General features: G+C 48.1%; 17 protein-coding genes and 1 pseudogene. 13 read left to right on the top strand and 5 right to left on the bottom strand.

Going from position 1 to position 19425, the window contains the following annotated elements; translation table 11 throughout:
* Positions 1-118: 118 nt before the first annotated feature.
* Positions 119-3169 carry a SusC/RagA family TonB-linked outer membrane protein gene (locus BMY63_RS05020; RefSeq protein WP_256218958.1) on the top strand — a complete coding sequence of 1017 codons (3051 nt, stop codon included), beginning with the start codon at positions 119-121 and terminating at the stop codon, positions 3167-3169.
* Positions 3170-3191: 22 nt separating this feature from the next.
* Positions 3192-5162, top strand: a complete 1971-nt coding sequence (locus BMY63_RS05015; RefSeq protein ID WP_091915139.1) for a RagB/SusD family nutrient uptake outer membrane protein — start codon at positions 3192-3194, stop codon at positions 5160-5162.
* Between the two features lie 115 nt (positions 5163-5277).
* Here the strand turns inward: BMY63_RS05015 and BMY63_RS05010 are convergent, their stop codons facing one another.
* Complete coding sequence (locus tag BMY63_RS05010; RefSeq protein WP_091915137.1) at positions 5278-6780, bottom strand: tetratricopeptide repeat protein; 1503 nt, start codon at positions 6778-6780, stop codon at positions 5278-5280.
* A 345-nt stretch (positions 6781-7125) separates the two neighbouring features.
* Here BMY63_RS05010 and BMY63_RS05005 point away from each other — a divergent pair, with 345 nt between their 5' ends.
* Positions 7126-7476: a hypothetical protein gene (locus BMY63_RS05005; protein WP_091900345.1), complete on the top strand. Its 351-nt coding sequence runs from the start codon at positions 7126-7128 to the stop codon at positions 7474-7476.
* A 185-nt stretch (positions 7477-7661) separates the two neighbouring features.
* Here BMY63_RS05005 and BMY63_RS12455 read toward each other — a convergent pair whose 3' ends face one another.
* Together BMY63_RS12455 and BMY63_RS05000 are read right to left on the bottom strand one after the other, a co-directional pair.
* Positions 7662-8135, bottom strand: coding sequence for a radical SAM-associated putative lipoprotein (locus tag BMY63_RS12455; RefSeq protein WP_091900346.1), 474 nt, complete (start codon positions 8133-8135; stop codon positions 7662-7664).
* Positions 8136-8159: 24 nt separating this feature from the next.
* A pseudogene (locus tag BMY63_RS05000) lies at positions 8160-9233 on the bottom strand (TIGR04133 family radical SAM/SPASM protein); the annotation flags it as partial.
* A gap of 478 nt (positions 9234-9711) precedes the next feature.
* Here BMY63_RS05000 and BMY63_RS04995 point away from each other — a divergent pair.
* From BMY63_RS04995 to BMY63_RS04985, 3 genes are all read left to right on the top strand, one after another.
* Positions 9712-10086: a hypothetical protein gene (locus BMY63_RS04995; protein ID WP_091900349.1), complete on the top strand. Its 375-nt coding sequence runs from the start codon at positions 9712-9714 to the stop codon at positions 10084-10086.
* Between the two features lie 173 nt (positions 10087-10259).
* Positions 10260-12038, top strand: a complete 1779-nt coding sequence (gene argS, locus BMY63_RS04990) for an arginine--tRNA ligase (RefSeq protein ID WP_091915133.1) — start codon at positions 10260-10262, stop codon at positions 12036-12038.
* Positions 12039-12044: 6 nt separating this feature from the next.
* A complete protein-coding gene (locus BMY63_RS04985) occupies positions 12045-12530 on the top strand; it encodes an RNase H family protein (protein ID WP_091915131.1) in 486 nt (161 codons plus the stop codon).
* Positions 12531-12557: 27 nt separating this feature from the next.
* On the opposite strand, the gene ribD is transcribed toward BMY63_RS04985, so the two are convergent.
* On the bottom strand, positions 12558-13478 hold the full coding sequence (ribD, locus tag BMY63_RS04980) for a bifunctional diaminohydroxyphosphoribosylaminopyrimidine deaminase/5-amino-6-(5-phosphoribosylamino)uracil reductase RibD (protein ID WP_091915434.1): 921 nt from the start codon (positions 13476-13478) through the stop codon (positions 12558-12560).
* A gap of 58 nt (positions 13479-13536) precedes the next feature.
* Between ribD and prmC the strand changes: the two genes are divergently transcribed.
* The 3 genes from prmC to BMY63_RS04965 are packed head-to-tail and all read left to right on the top strand — an operon-like array spanning position 13537 to position 15552.
* Positions 13537-14373, top strand: a complete 837-nt coding sequence (gene prmC / locus BMY63_RS04975) for a peptide chain release factor N(5)-glutamine methyltransferase (protein ID WP_091900351.1) — start codon at positions 13537-13539, stop codon at positions 14371-14373.
* Complete coding sequence (locus BMY63_RS04970; RefSeq protein WP_091900352.1) at positions 14370-14864, top strand: regulatory protein RecX; 495 nt, start codon at positions 14370-14372, stop codon at positions 14862-14864. The genes prmC and BMY63_RS04970 overlap by 4 nt, the downstream gene beginning before the upstream one ends.
* Positions 14851-15552: a ComF family protein gene (locus BMY63_RS04965; protein WP_091915129.1), complete on the top strand. Its 702-nt coding sequence runs from the start codon at positions 14851-14853 to the stop codon at positions 15550-15552. The genes BMY63_RS04970 and BMY63_RS04965 overlap by 14 nt, the downstream gene beginning before the upstream one ends.
* 29 nt (positions 15553-15581) lie before the next feature.
* Here the strand turns inward: BMY63_RS04965 and BMY63_RS04960 are convergent, their stop codons facing one another.
* Entirely contained in the window at positions 15582-15956 is a 375-nt protein-coding gene (locus BMY63_RS04960; protein ID WP_218128539.1) for a hypothetical protein, read from the bottom strand.
* Between the two features lie 266 nt (positions 15957-16222).
* Here BMY63_RS04960 and pyrE point away from each other — a divergent pair, with 266 nt between their 5' ends.
* The 4 genes from pyrE (at position 16223) to BMY63_RS04935 (ending at position 19396) form a co-directional block, all read left to right on the top strand.
* Positions 16223-16852 carry an orotate phosphoribosyltransferase gene (pyrE, locus tag BMY63_RS04950; RefSeq protein WP_091900356.1) on the top strand — a complete coding sequence of 210 codons (630 nt, stop codon included), beginning with the start codon at positions 16223-16225 and terminating at the stop codon, positions 16850-16852.
* 83 nt (positions 16853-16935) lie between these two features.
* Positions 16936-17367 carry an SRPBCC family protein gene (locus BMY63_RS04945; protein ID WP_091900357.1) on the top strand — a complete coding sequence of 144 codons (432 nt, stop codon included), beginning with the start codon at positions 16936-16938 and terminating at the stop codon, positions 17365-17367.
* An 83-nt stretch (positions 17368-17450) separates the two neighbouring features.
* The gene (gene argH / locus BMY63_RS04940; RefSeq protein WP_091915125.1) at positions 17451-18782 is read left to right on the top strand and encodes an argininosuccinate lyase; all 1332 of its coding nucleotides are present in this window, start codon (positions 17451-17453) and stop codon (positions 18780-18782) included.
* Positions 18779-19396, top strand: coding sequence for a hypothetical protein (locus tag BMY63_RS04935; RefSeq protein ID WP_091900359.1), 618 nt, complete (start codon positions 18779-18781; stop codon positions 19394-19396). Before argH ends, BMY63_RS04935 begins: the two co-directional genes overlap by 4 nt.
* Positions 19397-19425: the final 29 nt, after the last annotated feature.

The raw sequence follows: 19425 nt of genomic DNA, 5'->3' as shown, positions 1-19425 counted from the left end.
TGCTTATCTTTGCAGCAGATTTTTCTTAAAATTTTATATTATTAACTAATCAAAACCAAAACGTATGAGTTTCAAAGCAAAGAAAACAGCCATGTTGGTCGGATTGTGCTTTTGGGGCATGATTTCCGCACAGCAGGCTTTGGCAGCTACTGAATCTGTAGCTTCCGTTCAGCAAACGAAGCAGGTTACTGGTCAGGTCTCGGACTCTCAGGGTCCGCTGATTGGTGCCACGATCATGGAGAAAGGTACTAATAATGGTACGGTTACTGATTTCGAAGGTAACTTCTCACTCAATGTCAAGCCGGGCGCAACGCTCGTCATCTCTTATGTCGGTTATGAGACCCAGGAACTCAAGGCCGGTGATAATATGCGCGTGAACCTTAAAGAAGATGGTCACCTAGTCAACGAGGTGGTGGTTATCGGTTATGGTACGCAGCGTCGTGAGGCCGTGACCGGTTCTGTAGCCAACATCGGTGGCGAGAAACTGAATCAAATCGCAGCCACCAATGCTGCTCAGGCCCTGCAGGGTCGTGTAGCTGGTGTGCTTATGACACAGACCTCTTCACAGCCTGGTGCTGAGATGCAGATCCGCATCCGTGGTCAGCGCTCATTGAGTGCTTCTAACGACCCGCTAATTGTACTCGATGGTATCCCCTTCATGGGCAAGTTGTCAGATATCAACCCCACAGACATTAAGTCGATGGACATCCTAAAGGATGCTTCTGCAACCGCTATCTACGGTTCTCGTGGTGCCAATGGTGTGATTATCATCACAACTGCCAAGGGTAACCAGGGTACACCTGCCAAGGTGAGCTATAACGGCTATGTGAGCTTTAAGACTCTCTTCCACAAGTATCCTATGATGGATGGTCCCACCTTCCAGAAGATGCGTGATTATGCCGGACTTTACCAAAACTCTGAGGATGAGAACGTGAAAGACTTCGACTGGCAGGATGAGTTCTATAAGACAGGTGTTAGCCATAATCACGATGTAAGCGTTGCCGGTGGTACACAGGGCGGCAGCTACAGTTTTGGTGCTGGTTACTATCATGATGAGGCTGTTGTTCCTACACAGGGCTACGATCGTCTTAGTCTGCGTGCAAACTTCGATCAGTCCGTTGGTAAGTGGTTCCGCTTTGGTCTAACCACCAATAACAGCTTCCGTAACTCTAAGGGTTCTAACATGAACCTCTATAAAGTTCTGAGCATGAGCCCGATTTCTAGCCCGTACAATGCCGACGGCACAACTAAGCGCCTGATTACTCTGCCAGCTGACCAGCAGTGGGTACTCACCAAGGATATTGCTGAGCAAATCGAGGACAACTGGCTTAATGAGAAGAAAGGTATTGGTTCTTACAACACTCTCTTCGCTGAGGTGAAGTGTCCGTGGGTGGAGGGCCTGAGCTATCGCATCAACGTTGGTCTGAATTTCCGTTCTGAGAAGACGGGTATCTTTACAGGTAAAGGTATTGACAATTCTAATCCCGACTATCGCAGTTCAGGTTCTGTCATTGATAACCAGACCCGTAACTGGGCTGTTGAGAATATCCTCACATACGACCGCACTTTCGCTGAGAAGCACAACATTAACGTCGTAGGTATGTACTCTGCTGAGCAGACTACATTCGAGCAGGGCGGCTATCAGGGTGTTGACATTCCCGCAGAGTACTTCCAGTATTATTATCTCGGTTCTGCTCTGGGCGATAAGAACATCCAGAGTGAGAATTATTGGCAGAGTGGTCTGATCTCTTGGATGGGTCGTGTGATGTACTCTTATGATAATAAGTATATGCTGTCAGTTGCTCTCCGTTCCGACGCTTCTTCTCGTCTGGCCAAGGGTCATCAGTGGCATACCTATCCCGCTATCAGCGCAGGTTGGAATATCGCCCGTGAAAGCTTTATGGAGAACCTCACCTGGATTGACAACCTGAAACTTCGCGTTGGTTATGGTGAGACCTCTAACCAGAGTATCAATCCGTATTCTACCCTCGGTGGACTCGGTACACTCGACTATAACTTCGGTTCTACCTATTTGACAGGTTACTATGTAAACTCACTGCCAAACACAGAATTGGGTTGGGAGTACAGTAAGACCTGGAACTTCGGTCTTGACTTCTCGCTCTTCAATGGTCGTCTCTCGGGATCGTTCGAATACTATATCCAGAAGACCAATGATATTCTTCTTGATGTTTCTCTGCCGTCAACTGCAGGTGTGAACAGCTTTACAGGAAATATCGGTAACACCGAGAATAAGGGATTTGAGTTCACATTGAATGGTATCATCATCGACAATAAGAACGGCTGGAACTGGGAGGCTGGTATCAACCTCTACGCTAACCGCAACAAACTGACCAAACTGACAGGTGCACTTGACGAGAACGGCAAACCGGCTCCTGATGAGGCTAACCGTTGGTTCGTAGGTCATCCTATTGATGTCATCTATGACTATAAGAAGATCGGTCTGTGGCAGGCTGGTGAAGAGGAATTGATGAACGTCCTGGAGCCTGGTGGTAATGTTGGTATGATTAAGGTGAAGCACGATCGTGCATTGGATGCTAACGGCAAACCTACACGTGCTATCGGTCCTGAGGATCGTGAGATTATGAGTATGGAGCCCGACCTCATTGGAGGTTTCAACACCACAGTGGGTTATAAGAACTTCGACCTTACCGTGATTGGTGCCTTCCAGTTTGGTGGTAAGCTTATCAGTGCCATCCACTCTTCTAGCGGTTACCTGAACATGCTTTCTGGTCGTCGTGGTAACCTTGACGTAGATTATTGGACAGAGCAGAACACTGGTGCTAAGTATCCGAAACCCGGTGGCATTATGTCAAGTGACAACCCGAAGTATGGTACTACTCTTGGTTATTTCGATGCAAGCTATCTGAAGGTGCGTGCTATCACCCTCGGTTACAACTTCGATCGTCTGAAGGCCATCAAGAACTTCGGTATCAGTCGTCTGCGCGTTTACGCTACGGTTCAGAACCCGTTCGTACTCTTCTCTCCGTTCAATAACGAGAGTGGACTCGATCCAGAGACCAACTCTTTTGCTACTGAGAATACTGCTGTGGCTGTGGAAGGTTACACGGGTAAGCACAAGATGCCAATCGTAGGTTACAACACGCCTGCAACCCGCAACTTCCTATTCGGACTTAACGTCACATTCTAATATCATTAAAGAATTAAGAGTTATGAAAACTAAAAGTATCAAATATATTATCGCTGCGGGACTCCTCTGCTGTGGTCTCTCTACAACCCTCAGCTCTTGCTCTGACGTGCTCGACGAGCAGCCGCGCAGCCAGTTCGACCCGACATTCTTCACCACGAAGACGGGTATCGAAGGCGGTTTGACCGCACTCTATGCTCACCTGCGCTATCTCTATGGCGAGGGTTATCTTCTCAATATGTATGAGACAGGTACCGATGAATATACCTATGCACAATCAGCCGATGACAACTTCAAGTCGGCCGATCTCTCTGGCGCAGGTGTACTCAATGCCTCTACTAGCCGTGGTGACCGTCTTTGGAATCGTGCCTTCACTTATATCAATACTGCTAGTGGTGTTATTGAGAATGGTGAGAATGCCGGTATCGATGCATCGTTGCTTGCTGAGGCTTACTTCTTCCGTGCTTTCGATTACTTCTTGTTGGTGCAGACCTTCGGTGGTGTACCCCTTGATCTGGGTGCAGGTCCTTTGAAATTCAATACCTCTCCTGTACGTGTCTCTGAGCGTAATACTGTGGCAGATGTTTATACTAAGTGTATTTTCCCCGACCTTGAGAAGGCTGTGGCAGATCTGCCTGTAAGCCCTCGTCTGCCTGGAACAGCTACGAAGAACTTGGCTCGTCTCTATCTCTCAAAGGCTTACCTTACTTACGCTTGGTGGCTGGAGAACCCGAAGAACATTCCGACTTATCCGGAGTGCACCCGTAACTCCGCTGAGGCAGCTACTTATTTCCAGAAGGCTTATAATACAGCTATCGAGGCTATCAATAATCCAACTCCCTATGCTCTGCAGCCAACGTTCTACGATGTGAACCTCGCTCAGAACGATCGCAACTCAGAGATTATGCTCGTGGCTGATCACGATGAGAATGAGAAATATGGTAATGGTGGATCCGGTTACGGTTGGGGTAGCGGTAACGCACCTGAGAACTTCGCTTATTGGATGGAGACATGGAATTACACTGAGTTGAAAGCTAAGGCTGCTTCTGGTGCAGACATCAACCCCGTACAGCGTGAGGCTGTTCAGGCTCTCGGTCGTCCTTGGACACGTATGGCTGCTATCGCTGACAACTTCATGGAAGGTGGTGCTTGGAATGATGCTGTCAAGACTATTGACTCTCGTTACGATGCAACGTTCACCTTGCGTTACCATACCAACTTTGCTAAGGCTGGAAGCGCAGAAGAGTATGTCTTGGGTGCTAATGGAATGAAGATTTATCCCAATGATGTATTCTTTAGCTGGGTTCCCGAGAGTGAGGACAGCAAGATTGACTATACTGTTACAGAAGGTAATGGAAATGGTAACCTCGGCCTGGGTGTGATGGAAGGTCGTCCTGACTTCGTAGTAGCTGTAAATCATATCAGCCGTAAGAAGTACCCCATCAACTGGAAGATTGGTATGTACCGTACCGATAACAATGGTGGGCTCGGTTCTCCTAACGGTGGTAGTCCACGTCCTTGGAGCATCGCTAAGTTCTCTGAGTTCTATCTAATTGCTGCCGAGGCAGCTGTGAAGGGAGCCGCAGTTTCTGGTTCTTGGACCGCTCGTGAGCTCGTTAATGTGCTTCGCGCTCGTGCTGGTAAGCAGACCTTCAACCAGAATGATAATGTTGCTGTTAACATTGATAACAGTAAAGCAATGACTGACGCGACACCTGGTGAAATCACCATTGACTTCATCCTTGATGAGCGTATGCGTGAGTTCTGGGGTGAGGGTTATCGCTGGTTCGACCTTGTTCGTACTCAGACATGGAATGAAAAGGCTGGTAAGTATCGTATCGCAGGTAGCGGATATACTGATAAGGATCTCGAAACTGTTACTCGTACCATTAATCCTGGTCATTATCTTCGCCCGATTCCTCAGACTCAGATCGATGGTCTGATTATGGAAGATGCTGCTAAGAAAGCATATCAGAATCCTGAGTATCAAAATTGATATAAACCAAAAGATGAATTTAGTTGAGGTGAAAAGATTTGGATAATTGTAGAAACACTCTCTCGTTTATCTTTTCTGCAGCACCGGTCGTCTGGGTGACGACCGGTGTTTTTGCTTATTTTTCAATAGGTCTTGTCCTGCTTCTAAGTGTGCGGATGCTGCTGACAGAGATGCCGAGGATATGGGCAATCTCATCATCACTCTTACCCATTTCCTCCAAAAGGAGGAAGAACAACATATGTGTGGTGAGTTTTTCTTTCCGTGGTGTCTTGATGAGCCTATTTACTGTCCTGAAGTCGATGGCTGCATAGTAGTCGATGAAAAGTTTTTGATCTTTTTTCAACCACAACGACAGAGTGCCGTTCTGTTTGACGTGTTCATAGAGTAACAGCCCCTTTTTCAGTTTGGGTGCTTCGTTGTCCAACAATTTTTTTATCTCTTTGTTTAGTTCCTCTATCTCTTTGCATGCGCCCTCTTCTGTCGCTTCCAACTCCTTGATGTAGTTCATATAGTTGTTGATTTGCATCTGTACATCCCGTGTCTTAATCTTCTCAAGATACTTCCTTCTGCCGATATAGAACACTGCCGGCAGTAGGATGAGGATGATTGTTACTATCACTCCCCACATCCAGTAGGTTGTCATCGTTTCCTGTCTGCGCATGGCCGTCTCATGATCGAAGTGCAGCTGAAGGTCTTTAATGGAGTCGTTCATCAGTTGGCCGAGCAGACTGTCCTTAATCTGGATAATCTCGCTCACCATGTCGCATACACTGTCCGTCCTCCCGTTTTTTACATCCTCCTCCAGGAGGTTATAAAGAATATTGTCTTTTGCTGTTCCGTTGTCTACGGCAATGGCTCTCTTCCATAGTCGGTAGGCCTCGTCTCGTCTCCCTTCCTCATAGTAGATATCAGCTAGGTGCTGCAAGGTGTTCGAGTGCTCCTGCAGTGCCAACGATTCCCATAGGTATTTCTTGGCAGAATCAGGCTGGCTATATTTGAAAGTAAAAGCTACATTGTTTAGGAATGCCGGCAGGTCCTCCTTCTCCATGTGGTGTGAGTAGGGCAATGCCTGTCGCATGTAGGTGATAGCGCTATCCTCGTGCTGTAACTCGGAGTGGGCCATAGCTACCCTGGTGTAGGAATATGCGAGCCATTTCTCTTTGCCTGTGGCGAGGGCTATCGCCAGCGCCTGTTTGGCGTAGTTTAACTGCAGGAGGTGGTTACCGCAGACTTCATTGACATACGATAAACTCTGTGCAATCTTATAGTGCAAGCGGTCATTGTTTGTCTTCGCAGCCTGTTCTTCTGCCTTTTTGTAGAGGACAACAGCTTGTGATAGTTGATTACTAAGCAGTCTGCCGAAGGCCTGGTAGTAATAGCCTTCGGCAAGCTTCTCATGATTATTGGTACTGAGGTAGTAAGGAATGACGATTTTGTCTAGCAATCCCGTCGTGTCCCGTTGTCGCTTGATACAGCACCTCTGTGCCACGAGCAGGTTGTAGTGTGCATACTCCTCCTGGTTGAGCGAGGCTGTGTCTACCTCATCTATCCTGACGAAGGCCTTGTTGAAATGGTCATGGTTGATCAGGGAGTCTATCTCCTCCAATTGTCCTACCATAGACCTCTGATGACACCCAGCTGCGAGTGTCAATAATAAAATAGAGGGTATTATTTTCATAATGTACAAATTTACAAAATTATTCGCTAAATGGCCCACGTTCAGGGTTAATTATTCCTAATATCGCTTTTGCCCATGTCTCATGAAACGAATAGAAAAGAAACAAGGGCTTCAATATTGACTGTTTTTGGTGTATAATAAAATGTAAGGTACTGTGTAACAGTGGAATAACTCCGTCAAAATTAAAACAAGAATTCTATACGTTTTCTGGTAATCTGGCTTACTTTTGTGGCGAATTTTATTTATAAATTAATTATGAATAACAGACTTTTTTTATTAATCTTAATGGCATTCTTGATGCTGCCATCGTCGTCGTTTGCAAAGCATCATGTATTGAAAAAACTGACACCATTCCCAAAGCCACCTGTTATGGCACCTGCCAGATACCGTATCGGTGTTTGGCTTGACGCAGAAACGGGGGAGTTGTCCATCAGTCCGAACTACAATGTTGTGGGGCTACATGTGATAATCTCATCCAATGGTATAGTCTACAGCGAGGCTACGGTCTCTATTCCTGCCAATCAGGTCTATACCGATTATCTGGGTGATTATGACGAAGGGGAGTATACCTTGACGTTGGAGAAAGGTAATGGTGAAGTGATTTCCTCTTACGTGATTATAATAACAAACGATTGACCCAAAACTTGTTAACCATTTTGCGTGCCACTCCGTAATGCTGGAGTGGCACTTTTTTTGTCTTCTGTCACGCATCCGGAAAATGCTCCATAGACTTTCCTCCGAGGAAAGTCAGGGTTTCCTCGGAGGAAAGTAGGACTTTACCCGGAGGAAAGTCTAAGAAGAGATGATCGGTCTTATGTGTCTTATTGTTCTTTCTTCAACTGAACGTTCTTGGTAATCTCATAATCGCCCATAAACCAGTGTCCATCGCCGTTTTTCACTTTCACGGCTTTGTCGAAGTCTATGTCAAGCGTATCGCTCTTAAACTGTCCGCCATTGGCAGGACCATCGATATCTTTCACAATCAGTTTCATCCGCCGATCGAAGGCGCTGCCACCATATTTCAGCTGATAGTTGCCTGATTCGCTTGTCAGAACGGAATCCATTCCTTCGACGTGTACTTTGTTGCCATAGGTTTCTACAAGTTTCACGAGGGTCTTGATTCCCTGAACGGGGACTCCTGCCTCGTCCGTCACACAGCCCTTTACCTCAAAGTTGGCAGAGGGTGTACCGTATTCTACTGGGCCGTCAGGGTCTGATAATGAGCAACTATAACCTAACATTGACAGGAGGACCGTTAAGACGGCATTGTACCAATAATTGAATCTTACTTTCATATGATATTCTCTTTTGTTGTTTTCTGAGTTGAGGCGATGGAGATGACAAAACAGCAACTTGCCTTCTTTGTCGCGAAGATGCATCCCGTTGCCTCGGCAGTAGCGGAAATATTTACATGTGGCGCACTCATCCGTTTTCATCCATTCGCGGTTGCGATAGGGGAGATAGCGGTTCTCCCATACATCCATGAAGTCGTCCTCATAGATATTCCCTTGATGGTAGTCGGCACGGATGCTGGCACAGGCGCCGATTGCGCCGTCGGCCATCACAGAGCCTACGGTGATGCCAGCCTGACATGAGAAAAGACGAGAGCGTACCTCGCCTTCATAGTTGCCTAGGAACCCTTCACAGCCGTAATCGACACGTATACGCCCCTCTTCACGTGTCCTTTTGATATAGTCGAAGACACCACGGAACTCCTCATCTGTCAGTCTCATCATGGGGTCGAGGGCAGCGCGGCCTACGGGGAAAACAGTAAAGAGTCGCCAGCGTTTGACTCCTTTTGTAATCAGGAAATCCTTGATCTCATCAAGGGTGGCGTAGTTTCGTCGATTCACGCAGGTAACGATGTCGAACAGGAAATCGCTTTTGGCAACGAGCATATCCAGTGCCTGGCTTACCATCTGGAAGCTCTTTTCGTTACCACGCATCCAGTTGTGCGCCTCTTCCAGGCCGTCGAGACTGATGCTCATCGAGTGGATGCCCGCCTTCAGGAGTCCTTGCCAACGTTGTGGTGTGAGATGAAGCCCATTGGTCACCATTCCCCAAGGGAACCCCTTTTCGTAAATGGCCCTTCCGCATACCTCGAGATCGCGCCGCATCAGGGGTTCGCCGCCAGAGATAACCACAAACACCTTGTGGGGATCTGTCTTCTGAGCAATACTGTCGAGTACACGCAGAAAGTCTTCCTTGGGCATGTCCTTGTTTTCTGGAAGCATCTTACAGTCGCTACCGCAATGGCGGCATCTCAGGTCGCAGCGGAGCGTGCACTCCCAGAAGAGTTGCCTGAGCGGGTGCTCCTTGCAGGTGATTGCCTGTTGTCTCCGCCAGAGCTCGAGAGCAACGGCCTTCTTGAATGATAGTGGGGTCGCTTTCATATTTGTCTTTTCCCTATAACTGCGAAGCACAAGGAATCTTGCTCTTTTCTCAGTTAAAAAACCATAAACAGTGTGTTATTCGCCTTTTTCCCGCCTCTTTTAGGCCATGAAAGCGGCTTTGTTGTATTTTTGTTTTAAAAAATTTGTAATATGCTAATTATCAGTTGGTTGTTATCTTGCATTTTGGGCGTTTTATGTGTTCTTGAATGAAAAAACTTTATTGTTTATTTGGAACATGTGCTTTTTTTTTGATATTTTTGCAGACGATATCAACCGTTGAAATAGATTAATCGAGTCAACAAATTCGTTTATTAACAAATTCAAAGCATTAAAGAATGAAAAAAATGTAATAATGGATGTATCAATTTATTTTTATGACCCGATTATAGAGGGGAAATCTGGTTCGCAGTATCAAATGAAAATATACAATACAGGCAACGTGTTGTTTGGTGTAACTGCAAAATAAACAATTAAAGGAATGAAAAAGATTATTGCATTGATTGTGCTTTCTATTAGCACCTTATTTGTATTTCAGAGCTGTGATGGGGATGATACACCCATAGAAGAAAAGGAGACTTTGATCAAGTATCGTATAACTACGGATACACCTGATGCAGAGCTTCTTATATTTGGCAATGGCTTACCAGCAGAAGGCTTTCATAGAAAAGGAGACTTTGAGAAAGAGATGTATACTACGGATTTTTTTGCATATGTGGAAGTCCATTGCAAAGATCGCAAGGCCGCCATACATATTGACTTGTATGTCAAGAATAAACTCAAAGCATCTGTCGATGGAAATACCTATGTGGTGGCAAGCGAGCGTCTGAAGGGTAAAGGACCGTATCTGTATTAAAGACGGTGCTGCGCTAAGGGAATAATACTCGAAGGGACAGGTTTTGACTGCTTAACCAGTTAAAATCTGTCCCAGTTGTTTTGTGTAAATCTGCCTGAAAATCAAAACTTCCTGTTGTTTTTCTGTGATAAGTCAATTAAAAATAGTACCTTTGCACCCAAATTTGTAAGGATATGAATATTGAAGCATTGATCAGCAAGGCTGCACAAGAGGCCGTGAAGGCTCTCTACGGCGTGGAAGTGCCAGAGAAGATGGTGCAGTTGCAGAAGACGAGAAGTGAGTTTGAGGGTAACCTGACGCTTGTGGTGTTCCCCTTCGTGAAGATGGCGCGGAAGTCGCCTGAGCAGACAGCGCAGGAGTTGGGTGAGTATCTGCAGAAGAACTGTGGAGCAATCGAGAAGTTCAATGTGGTGAAGGGATTCCTGAACCTCAGCATTGGTGATGGTGCGTGGTTGCAGTTGCTCAGTGCCATCGATGCCGATGATCATTTCGGCACGAAGCAGGCTACAGACAATTCTCCCCTCGTGATGATTGAGTATTCATCGCCTAATACGAACAAGCCTCTCCACCTCGGGCACGTGCGTAACAACCTGCTGGGTTGGTCGTTGGCACAGATTATGGAAGCCAACGGTAACAAGGTGGTGAAGACCAATATCGTGAACGACCGCGGTATTCATATCTGTAAGTCGATGCTCGCCTGGCTGAAATACGGAAACGGTGAGACGCCGGAGTCGAGCGGCAAGAAGGGCGACCACCTGATCGGCGACTATTACGTGGCCTTCGACAAACACTACCGTGAGGAGATCAAGCAATTGGTAGCTCAGGGCATGGACGAGGAAAAGGCCAAGCAGGAGGCTCCACTCATCAAAGAGGCTCACGAGATGCTGGTGAAATGGGAGCAGAATGATCCCGAGGTGCGTGCCCTGTGGGAGAAGATGAACAACTGGGTATATGCCGGCTTCGATGAGACTTACAAGAAGATGGGTGTCGGCTTCGATAAGATCTATTATGAGTCACAGACCTACTTGAAGGGTAAGGCCAAGGTAGAGGAAGGACTCGCCAAGGGACTTTTTGAGCGACATGAGGACAATAGCGTATGGGCCGACCTCACCAATGAGGGCCTTGATCAGAAGCTGCTGCTGCGTAGCGACGGAACCAGTGTCTATATGACACAGGATATCGGTACGGCTGAGATGCGCTTCCAGGATTATCCCATCGACAAGATGATCTATGTGGTGGGCAACGAGCAGAACTACCACTTCCAGGTGCTCTCGATCCTTCTTGACCGCTTGGGCTTCAAGTGGGGTAAGGAACTGACACACTTCTCCTATGGTATGGTAGAACTTCCCAACGGAAAGATGAAGAGCCGTGAGGGAACGGTTGTGGATGCCGATGACCTGATGGCACTAATGGTAGAAGATGCCTATAAGACATCAATGGAACTGGGTAAGTTCGACGATATGACTGAGGAAGAGCGCCGAGAGATCGCACGTATCGTCGGTATGGGTGCCCTGAAGTATTTCATCCTGAAGGTCGACGCAAGGAAGAACATGCTGTTCAACCCAGAGGAAAGTATCGATTTCAATGGTAATACAGGTCCTTTCATTCAGTATACCTATGCCCGTATTCGCAGTATTCTGCGTAAGGCATCACAGGTGGCAGGATGTCCAGAGAATGTGGAACTCTCAGACAAGGAGATTGAACTCATCCAGAAGATGAACGAGTTTGGTGCTGCCGTGGAGCAGGCTGGTAAGGACTATTCTCCATCGGGCATCGCCAACTACTGCTACGAGTTGACGAAGGTGTTCAATCAGTTCTATCATGATTACAGCATCCTCAACGAGCCCGATGAGCAGAAACGCCTCTTCCGTCTTGTTCTGGCCAAGAATGTCGCAAAAATCATCAAGAGTGCGATGAGCCTGCTTGGCATCGAGGTGCCTGAGCGTATGTAGTTCTAAATGAAGAATGAAGAATTGAAGACTGATAGTTCAAATCCACCGGATTATCGTAACGACACTGTACTGCCCTTGCCTATGGAGGTAAGGGCAGACGCATGGGCTGTTGATGCGGCATGCTCGGGAAACCCCGGACCGATGGAATATCAGGCCATCGATTTGCTGACGGGCTATCGTGTTTTCCACTATGGCCCTGTTCATGGGACAAATAATATAGGTGAGTTCCTTGCCATCGTCCATGCTCTCGCTCTTTGCTGGCAGCAAGGCTTGCACGATAAGACCATCTATTCTGATTCGTACAATGCGATTCTCTGGGTACAGAAACGCAAGTGTAAGACTAAATTAGAGCACACTCCGCAGACGGAGCCGCTCTTTCAGATTATCGCCCGTGCGGAGAACTGGCTCCAGACGCATAACTATCGCAATCCCATCATAAAGTGGGAAACCCAGAAATGGGGAGAAGTGCCTGCCGACTTCGGCAGGAAGTAGATATTCTTAACCTCTATAGATAGGGGATTATCGTTTCTTGTAGTTGACAATCACATGGCCGTCGTATGTCTGACACTTTGCGACAGCGACTTCGGCGGGGATTTGTGGGGCACGGGTACCATCGCTAACGGTCATTGCCAGGTTCGTTTCCACCCGTATCTCATCCCATAAGCCTTGTTCAATGAAGGCTTGGAGTGTTTTCGTACCGCCCTCGACAATGAGCGATTGAATGCCGTGGGCATGTAGGCTTTCGATATTCAATGGATGGTTGTGGTCGATGACAAGTCGCTTTGGATCCGAACCCACCCACTCGCGAACCGTCAGTTGGGGATGGTCGCGTTCATCGGTGACGCGACCCACAAGGATAGCATCCTCCTCGGCACGTAGTTTATGACTGAGCATTTTTGTGAAGCTGTCCGAGATAGTTGTCGGCTTGAAATGATCGTCGATAAAGCCGTTGGTCGTCTGTGCCCATTTCAGGATGATATAGGGGCGTTTCTCTCGATGGAATGTGAAGAAACGACGGTTGAGCCACTGGCATTCCTCTTCGAGCACACCCACCGTTACCTCGATACCGGCGTCGCGGATTTTCTTGATGCCGCGACCCTGTACCTCGGCAAAGGGATCGATGGTGCCTACCACCACACGTCTGACACCTTTCTTGATAATCAGATCAGCGCAGGGCGGTGTCTTGCCATAGTGGGAGCAGGGTTCCAGACTCACGTAGATGGTCGCTTCGGACAGCAGGGGCTCATCCTCTGGTCGTACCGAGGCAAAGGCGTTCACTTCGGCATGTCCCTCACCGCAGCGTACATGATAACCCTCGCCAATGATCCGGCCGTCGGCACTCACAATCACCGCGCCCACCATCGGGTTAGGCTTTGCATTCTTTTGCCCGTTCTTTGCCAGTTGTATACAACGGCGCATGTATTTCTCGTCTTCTATCATCATTTTTTTACCTTTTTACTTTTTTACCTTTTTACTTTTCACTATCTTTGCAAGCACGATGACATATGAGACACTCTGGCATAGGCTGACAGGTATCTACGAGGCGGACGAGGCGAAGGCAATCGTCCGTTGGGTGCTTGACGTACGTTTTGGTCTGTCGTTGACAGATATTCTCTGCGGCAAAGTTACACAATTATCCGCAGACGACCAAGCGGAACTGGAGAAAATCATGCAGCGCCTAGAGAAGGCGGAGCCTGTGCAATATGTCGTGGGATGTGCCGACTTCTGCGGACGGCAGTTTCATGTAGCACCTGGCGTGCTGATACCGCGTCCCGAGACTGCAGAACTCTGTCGCTGGATTATACGGGAGAATAGTTTCGCTGTGCGATCAGTTTTGGACATTGGGACGGGTAGTGGTTGCATCGCGGTAACACTGGCGTTGGCGCTGTCTGCGGCTAAGGTAACAGCCTGGGATATCTCTGATGAGGCTCTCCGCATAGCTGCGGGGAACGCTGAGGCGCAGGGGACAAACATCGTCTTTGAGCGGCAGGACGCTCTTCATTTCTCTGCTGACGACGGTCGACAGTGGGATATTATCGTCAGCAATCCGCCTTATATCAAGCTGCAAGAACGCGATGGAATGGCAGAAAATGTGCTTAACTATGAGCCCGAGACGGCCCTCTTTGGACCAGCTGATGATCCGGCTTTGTTCTATAAGCGTATTGGCGACTATGCTATCCGGACACTGACGCCTGGTGGGCAACTCTATTTCGAACTCAATCCTCTGACGGCTGATGAGGTCAGCGACTATTTAAAGCGACTTGGCTTACAGAAAATAGAGATTCGTGTAGACCAATATGGCAAACGACGGTTCCTTAAAGCTATGAAGATATGAACAAGAAAGAGATGACCGAACAGGAGGCCTATCTGCGATTGGCTACGCTCTGCGCACAGGCAGAGCACTGTCGACAGGAGATGTTCGAGAAGATGAGACGTTGGGCAGTCGATGAGGCTGCGCAGGATAGTATTATTAAACGGCTTGTCGAGGAGCGCTATGTTGACGATACGCGCTATGCCCGTGCTTTTGTCAGAGATAAGATCCGTTACAATAAGTGGGGGCGACGAAAGGTGCAGCAGGCGCTTTGGCAGAAGCATATTGACCAAGAGATTCAGCAACAGGTACTCGATGAAATCGACGAAACAGAGTATCTTGATGTGCTGCGCCCTCTGCTGAAACAGAAACGTAAGAGCACTAAGGCGGCCAACGACTATGAGATGAATCAGAAACTGATGCGCTTCGCCCTTGGTCGTGGTTTTACTTTCGATATCATCCGACAGTGTTTGGATGTCGATGAAGAGATGGTTATCGACGATGAAACCGATTAGTTTTTGGCATCGACTGCTCGATCTGATATCTCCACGGCTCTGTGTGGTGTGCGGTCGTAGGCTGACGGTCACGGAGGAGGTTATCTGTGCCTCATGTTATCTTCACCTACCTAGAACAGGGTTCGGACAAGATCCCTATGAGAACGAAATGGCCAGACTGTTTTGGGGACAGATTCCCATCGAACGGGCTGCGGCTCTTTTCTACTATGAAGCACAGTCGGAAGTTGCCCGGATCCTTTATAAACTGAAATATGAAAATCGCCCAGAGGTGGGCGAGGTGATGGGGCGGTTGGTAGCTAGGGAGCTGCAAAATTACGGATTCTTTGATGGAATCGATGGAATCGTAGCTGTGCCGCTCACTCGACGTCGCCAACATCAACGTGGTTACAACCAGAGCATGGAGATCGCCCGCGGTATACGGGCAGTCACAGGACTAACGGTCTACGATAAGGCGGTCAGACGAATATGCTTCAATGGTAGTCAGACCACTCGGGGACGGTGGGAACGTAACGAGAATGTGGAACGGGTCTTTGAACTGGGTGAAGGAAAGGTTCTTCATGGTAAGCATATCTTAATTGTCGACGACGTGGTCACGACGGGTGCCACAGCTATTGCTTGTGCCAAGGAACTTGCCAAAGCTGGTGATGTCAGAGTCAGTGTTCTCTCCCTGGGATTTGCGAAAACCTGAATATTATTAACGCGCATTCTTAATGCTGCTTATGGCATCTGGAGGGCTGTTGCCGCGAAACAAATGGCCTCAATGATCGCGAGCGGCGTCATGACTATTCTCTCTTTCTGACTCTTTGAAAAGCAGTTCATGAATGCGTTGAGAACAAAATAGCCTGCCAAAATCAGGCAGATGACTTTTGATGTGCTTGTCGAAAACCACATGTCCATGTATCCTCCACATTGAAGCACGATAGCGGCTGCCGCTAACTGTACGATGATGGAGATGGCGGCGATAGCTCTGTATGTCGGCGGTAAAACCCTGTATTGACCACCCATCGTGAATTCACCTAGAGGGAAGCCTAATATGAGTAAGACCTCTATTAGCGCCGCGACTATCAGTAAAAATGCAGCTATGATTGCCATCATCGATCAGAATATTTATATGTTGAGTGCACAAAGGTACAATGAAATTCTGTGATTCGTCTCGTATTTCCCTCTTTTTTTGAAAAAAAGAACAGTTTTTGTTCCGCGTCCAATCTCTCTTCCTGTTTTCTTTTGCTTTTCATTCTTTTATTCGTACCTCCTGCTTTGCAGAAAGTACTTGCATTCGGAAATGGAAAGAAAAACAAGTTTTCCTTTTGCATTTCACTCATTTATTCGTACCTTTGCATGCAAATTATCATAACGTTATGGAAATCAAGAATCAATTTGCCAGAAAGCTGATGGATATCAAGGCCATCAAATTGCAGCCCAACGATCCGTTTACATGGGCATCGGGATGGAAGTCACCCATCTATACCGACAACCGGAAGACTCTGTCGTTCCCTGAGTTGCGTTCGTTCGTGAAGCTTGAGCTCTGTCATGTCATTCAGGAACAATTCCCTGAGGCTGAGGCTGTGGCCGGTGTGGCCACGGGAGCCATAGCCCAAGGTGCGTTGGTGGCCGATCAGTTGGGGCTGCCATATAGCTACGTACGTCCGAAGCCGAAGGATCATGGTATGGGTAATCAGGTAGAAGGCGAGATCAAGAAAGGGGCAAAGGTCGTTGTGGTGGAAGACTTGATTTCCACTGGTGGTTCGTCGTTGAAGGCCGTTGCTGCCCTGCGTGACTATGGCGTGGAGGTGGTCGGTATGGTGGCTTCGTTCACCTATGGCTTTCCTGTGGCTGAGGAGGCCTTCCGTGAGGCAGGCGTTAAGCTGATTACTCTGAGCAATTACGAGGCTGTGATTGAGGAGGCTGCCAAGACTGGTTATATTAAGGAAGAAGACAAGGCGGTGCTCGCAGAGTGGCGCAAGAGTCCTTCTACCTGGAAGGTTTAATCATAAATAAAGAATTATAAATTGTGATTCCTGTCAACTCAGGTAAATCATAATTATTTATCAAATCAATAATCTAGAAAGAAATGGGATTATTCGGAGGTGAAAGCAAGTTTGAGAGTAGCGTGAAGCAGATTCCTTACCCGCAGCAGGCTGTATACGATAATATCTGCGATCTTCGTAATCTGGAGAAGGTGCGCGACCGTGTGCCTGAGGACAAGGTCAACGATTTTAGTTTTGACCAAGATACCGTGAGCATCAGTGTGGCTCCTGTTGGACAGCTGCAACTCCGTATCTGTGAGCGTGAGGAGCCGAAGTGCGTGAAGTTTGAGACGGTACAGTCGCCTGTGCCTTTTCATGTGTGGGTTCAGGTGCTACCCGTCGACGAGAACAACTCCAAGATGAAGGTAACGGTGAAGGCCGAGTTGAATCCGTTTATCAAGAGCATGGTCGAGAAACCGCTACAAGAGGGGGTCGAGAAGATCGCTGATGCCCTCGCACAGGTACATTATGTGTAGAGAATAACGCTTCGACAAACTCAGAGGCCGCGTTTGTGAATTGCGGCAGCTGAGCCTGCCGGAACTCAAAAAAACAAGAGAAAATGAAACTCTGGGAAAAGAACTTTGAGATCAACAAGGAGATAGAACGGTTCACCGTTGGCCGCGACCGGGAGATGGACCTCTATCTGGCAAAGTACGACGTGCTCGGTTCGATGGCACATATCACGATGCTTGAGAGTATCGGACTGCTAGAGAAGGACGAACTGACACAGTTGTTGGCAGAACTGAAGAATATTTATCGGCTCTGTGAACGGGGTGAGTTCGTGATCGAGGACGACGTGGAGGATGTACACTCTCAGGTGGAGATGCTCCTCACCCGTAAGCTTGGTGATATGGGAAAGAAGATACATTCTGGTCGTTCACGTAACGATCAGGTGCTTGTCGACCTCAAGCTTTTTACCCGTCATGAGTTGAAGGAGATTGCCGACGAAGTGAAGAGCCTCTTCGACGAACTGATCCAGAAGAGTAATCAGTATAAGGACGTGCTGATGCCGGGCTATACCCACCTGCAGGTGGCCATGCCTTCCAGCTTTGGTCTATGGTTCGGTGCTTATGCCGAGAGCCTTTGCGATGATATGCTCTTCTTGCAGGCAGCCTATAAGATGACCAACCGTAATCCGCTCGGCTCGGCAGCAGGCTACGGCTCGTCGTTCCCCTTGAACCGTACGATGACCACGGAACTGCTTGGCTTCGACTCGATGGACTATAATGTGGTGTATGCCCAGATGGGGCGCGGAAAGATGGAGCGTAATGTTGGCTTTGCCATCGCTACCATTGCCGGCACCATTGCGAAGATGGCCTTCGATGCCTGTCTGTTCAACTCACAGAACTTCTCGTTCGTGAAGTTGCCAAAGGAATGTACCACAGGCTCGTCGATTATGCCACACAAGAAGAATCCTGATGTGTTCGAGCTTATCCGTGCGAAATGTAATAAGCTGCAGTCACTGCCCCAGCAGGTGATGTTGATCATGAACAACCTGCCCGTGGGCTATTTCCGTGACCTCCAGATTATCAAGGAGGTATTCCTGCCTGCCTTCGGCGAGTTGAAAGACTGTCTGCAGATGGCTGCCTACATTATTAATAAAATAGAGGTGAACGAGCATATCCTCGACAACCCGATGTACGACCCGATCTTTTCCGTGGAAGAGGTGAACAGGCTTGCCGCAGCCGGCATGCCATTCCGTGATGCCTATAAGAAGGTGGGCCTTGACATCGAAGCGGGCCAGTTCACACCCGATAAGCATATCCATCATACCCATGAAGGAAGTATTGGCAATCTCTGCAATGAGCAGATACAGGTGCTGATGCAGCAGACTTTCGATGACTTCCACTTCGAACGCATGCTCAAGGCGGAAAAGAACCTGCTTGGATGATGGAGGACAAGAGAAGACTGGTGAAGACTGATGGTTGTTACCACAAAGAAGGAAGATTGCGACCTTTGATCTCCTTCTGTCTCCTGTTACCCCTTCTCTTCCTGTCTTGCGATGGTGACGATAGTATCTACCGCGACTATCCGTGTAGTTTTACTTTCGACACAACACTCCATCCATTGCCCTGTCAGCTGACGGCCATTCTCCGTAACAGCGGTCAGTTTGTGAAGATTGAGACAACTATTGAACAGGGTGTCCGTCATGTGCGAACCAACCGTAACTATGATAATGCCACGGAGGATATCATGCTCCGGAATGCCATGGAGCAGCAATGGCGCTATGCTTTGGGAGCCAATAACTGTATCATCGTGGGTGTCAGCAGTTATGACGATCATCTGCTGGTGGCCTACGAAGGACAATGTCCGAACTGTTTGACAGATTTGGGTGGAACACGCTATCCCCTGATGTGGGCCAACAATGGACTGCATCTCAACTGTGCGAAGTGCGGTCGCTCCTACGATGTGAACAATGGGGTCGTGGCGGCCGGTAGAGCGGGGAAGGCGCTCTTCAGGTATCAGGCGGCCTTCGACGGGTCCATCCTCCGGGTGTGGAACTGAAGAAACAAGAAAGACTGGAATCCATAATT

The sequence above is a fragment of the Prevotella aff. ruminicola Tc2-24 genome, assembly GCF_900110895.1.
Lineage (GTDB): Bacteria > Bacteroidota > Bacteroidia > Bacteroidales > Bacteroidaceae > Prevotella.
This window is presented reverse-complemented; position numbering and strand designations above follow the sequence as displayed.

Excerpts from the sequence above, each read along its gene's own strand:
- BMY63_RS04935 (WP_091900359.1), top strand. The coding sequence starts at position 18,779 with ATGATGGAGGACAAGAGAAGACTGGTGAAGACTGATGGTTGTTACCAC.
- argS (WP_091915133.1), top strand. The coding sequence starts at position 10,260 with ATGAATATTGAAGCATTGATCAGCAAGGCTGCACAAGAGGCCGTGAAG.
- BMY63_RS04995 (WP_091900349.1), top strand. The coding sequence starts at position 9,712 with ATGAAAAAGATTATTGCATTGATTGTGCTTTCTATTAGCACCTTATTT.
- BMY63_RS12455 (WP_091900346.1), bottom strand. The coding sequence starts at position 8,135 with ATGAAAGTAAGATTCAATTATTGGTACAATGCCGTCTTAACGGTCCTC.
- BMY63_RS05010 (WP_091915137.1), bottom strand. The coding sequence starts at position 6,780 with ATGGTAGGACAATTGGAGGAGATAGACTCCCTGATCAACCATGACCAT.
- BMY63_RS04970 (WP_091900352.1), top strand. The coding sequence starts at position 14,370 with ATGAACAAGAAAGAGATGACCGAACAGGAGGCCTATCTGCGATTGGCT.
- BMY63_RS04965 (WP_091915129.1), top strand. The coding sequence starts at position 14,851 with ATGAAACCGATTAGTTTTTGGCATCGACTGCTCGATCTGATATCTCCA.
- pyrE (WP_091900356.1), top strand. The coding sequence starts at position 16,223 with ATGGAAATCAAGAATCAATTTGCCAGAAAGCTGATGGATATCAAGGCC.
- BMY63_RS05015 (WP_091915139.1), top strand. The coding sequence starts at position 3,192 with ATGAAAACTAAAAGTATCAAATATATTATCGCTGCGGGACTCCTCTGC.
- ribD (WP_091915434.1), bottom strand. The coding sequence starts at position 13,478 with ATGATAGAAGACGAGAAATACATGCGCCGTTGTATACAACTGGCAAAG.
- BMY63_RS04945 (WP_091900357.1), top strand. The coding sequence starts at position 16,936 with ATGGGATTATTCGGAGGTGAAAGCAAGTTTGAGAGTAGCGTGAAGCAG.
- BMY63_RS04960 (WP_218128539.1), bottom strand. The coding sequence starts at position 15,956 with ATGGCAATCATAGCTGCATTTTTACTGATAGTCGCGGCGCTAATAGAG.
- BMY63_RS05020 (WP_256218958.1), top strand. The coding sequence starts at position 119 with ATGATTTCCGCACAGCAGGCTTTGGCAGCTACTGAATCTGTAGCTTCC.
- BMY63_RS04985 (WP_091915131.1), top strand. The coding sequence starts at position 12,045 with ATGAAGAATGAAGAATTGAAGACTGATAGTTCAAATCCACCGGATTAT.
- argH (WP_091915125.1), top strand. The coding sequence starts at position 17,451 with ATGAAACTCTGGGAAAAGAACTTTGAGATCAACAAGGAGATAGAACGG.
- BMY63_RS05005 (WP_091900345.1), top strand. The coding sequence starts at position 7,126 with ATGGCATTCTTGATGCTGCCATCGTCGTCGTTTGCAAAGCATCATGTA.
- prmC (WP_091900351.1), top strand. The coding sequence starts at position 13,537 with ATGACATATGAGACACTCTGGCATAGGCTGACAGGTATCTACGAGGCG.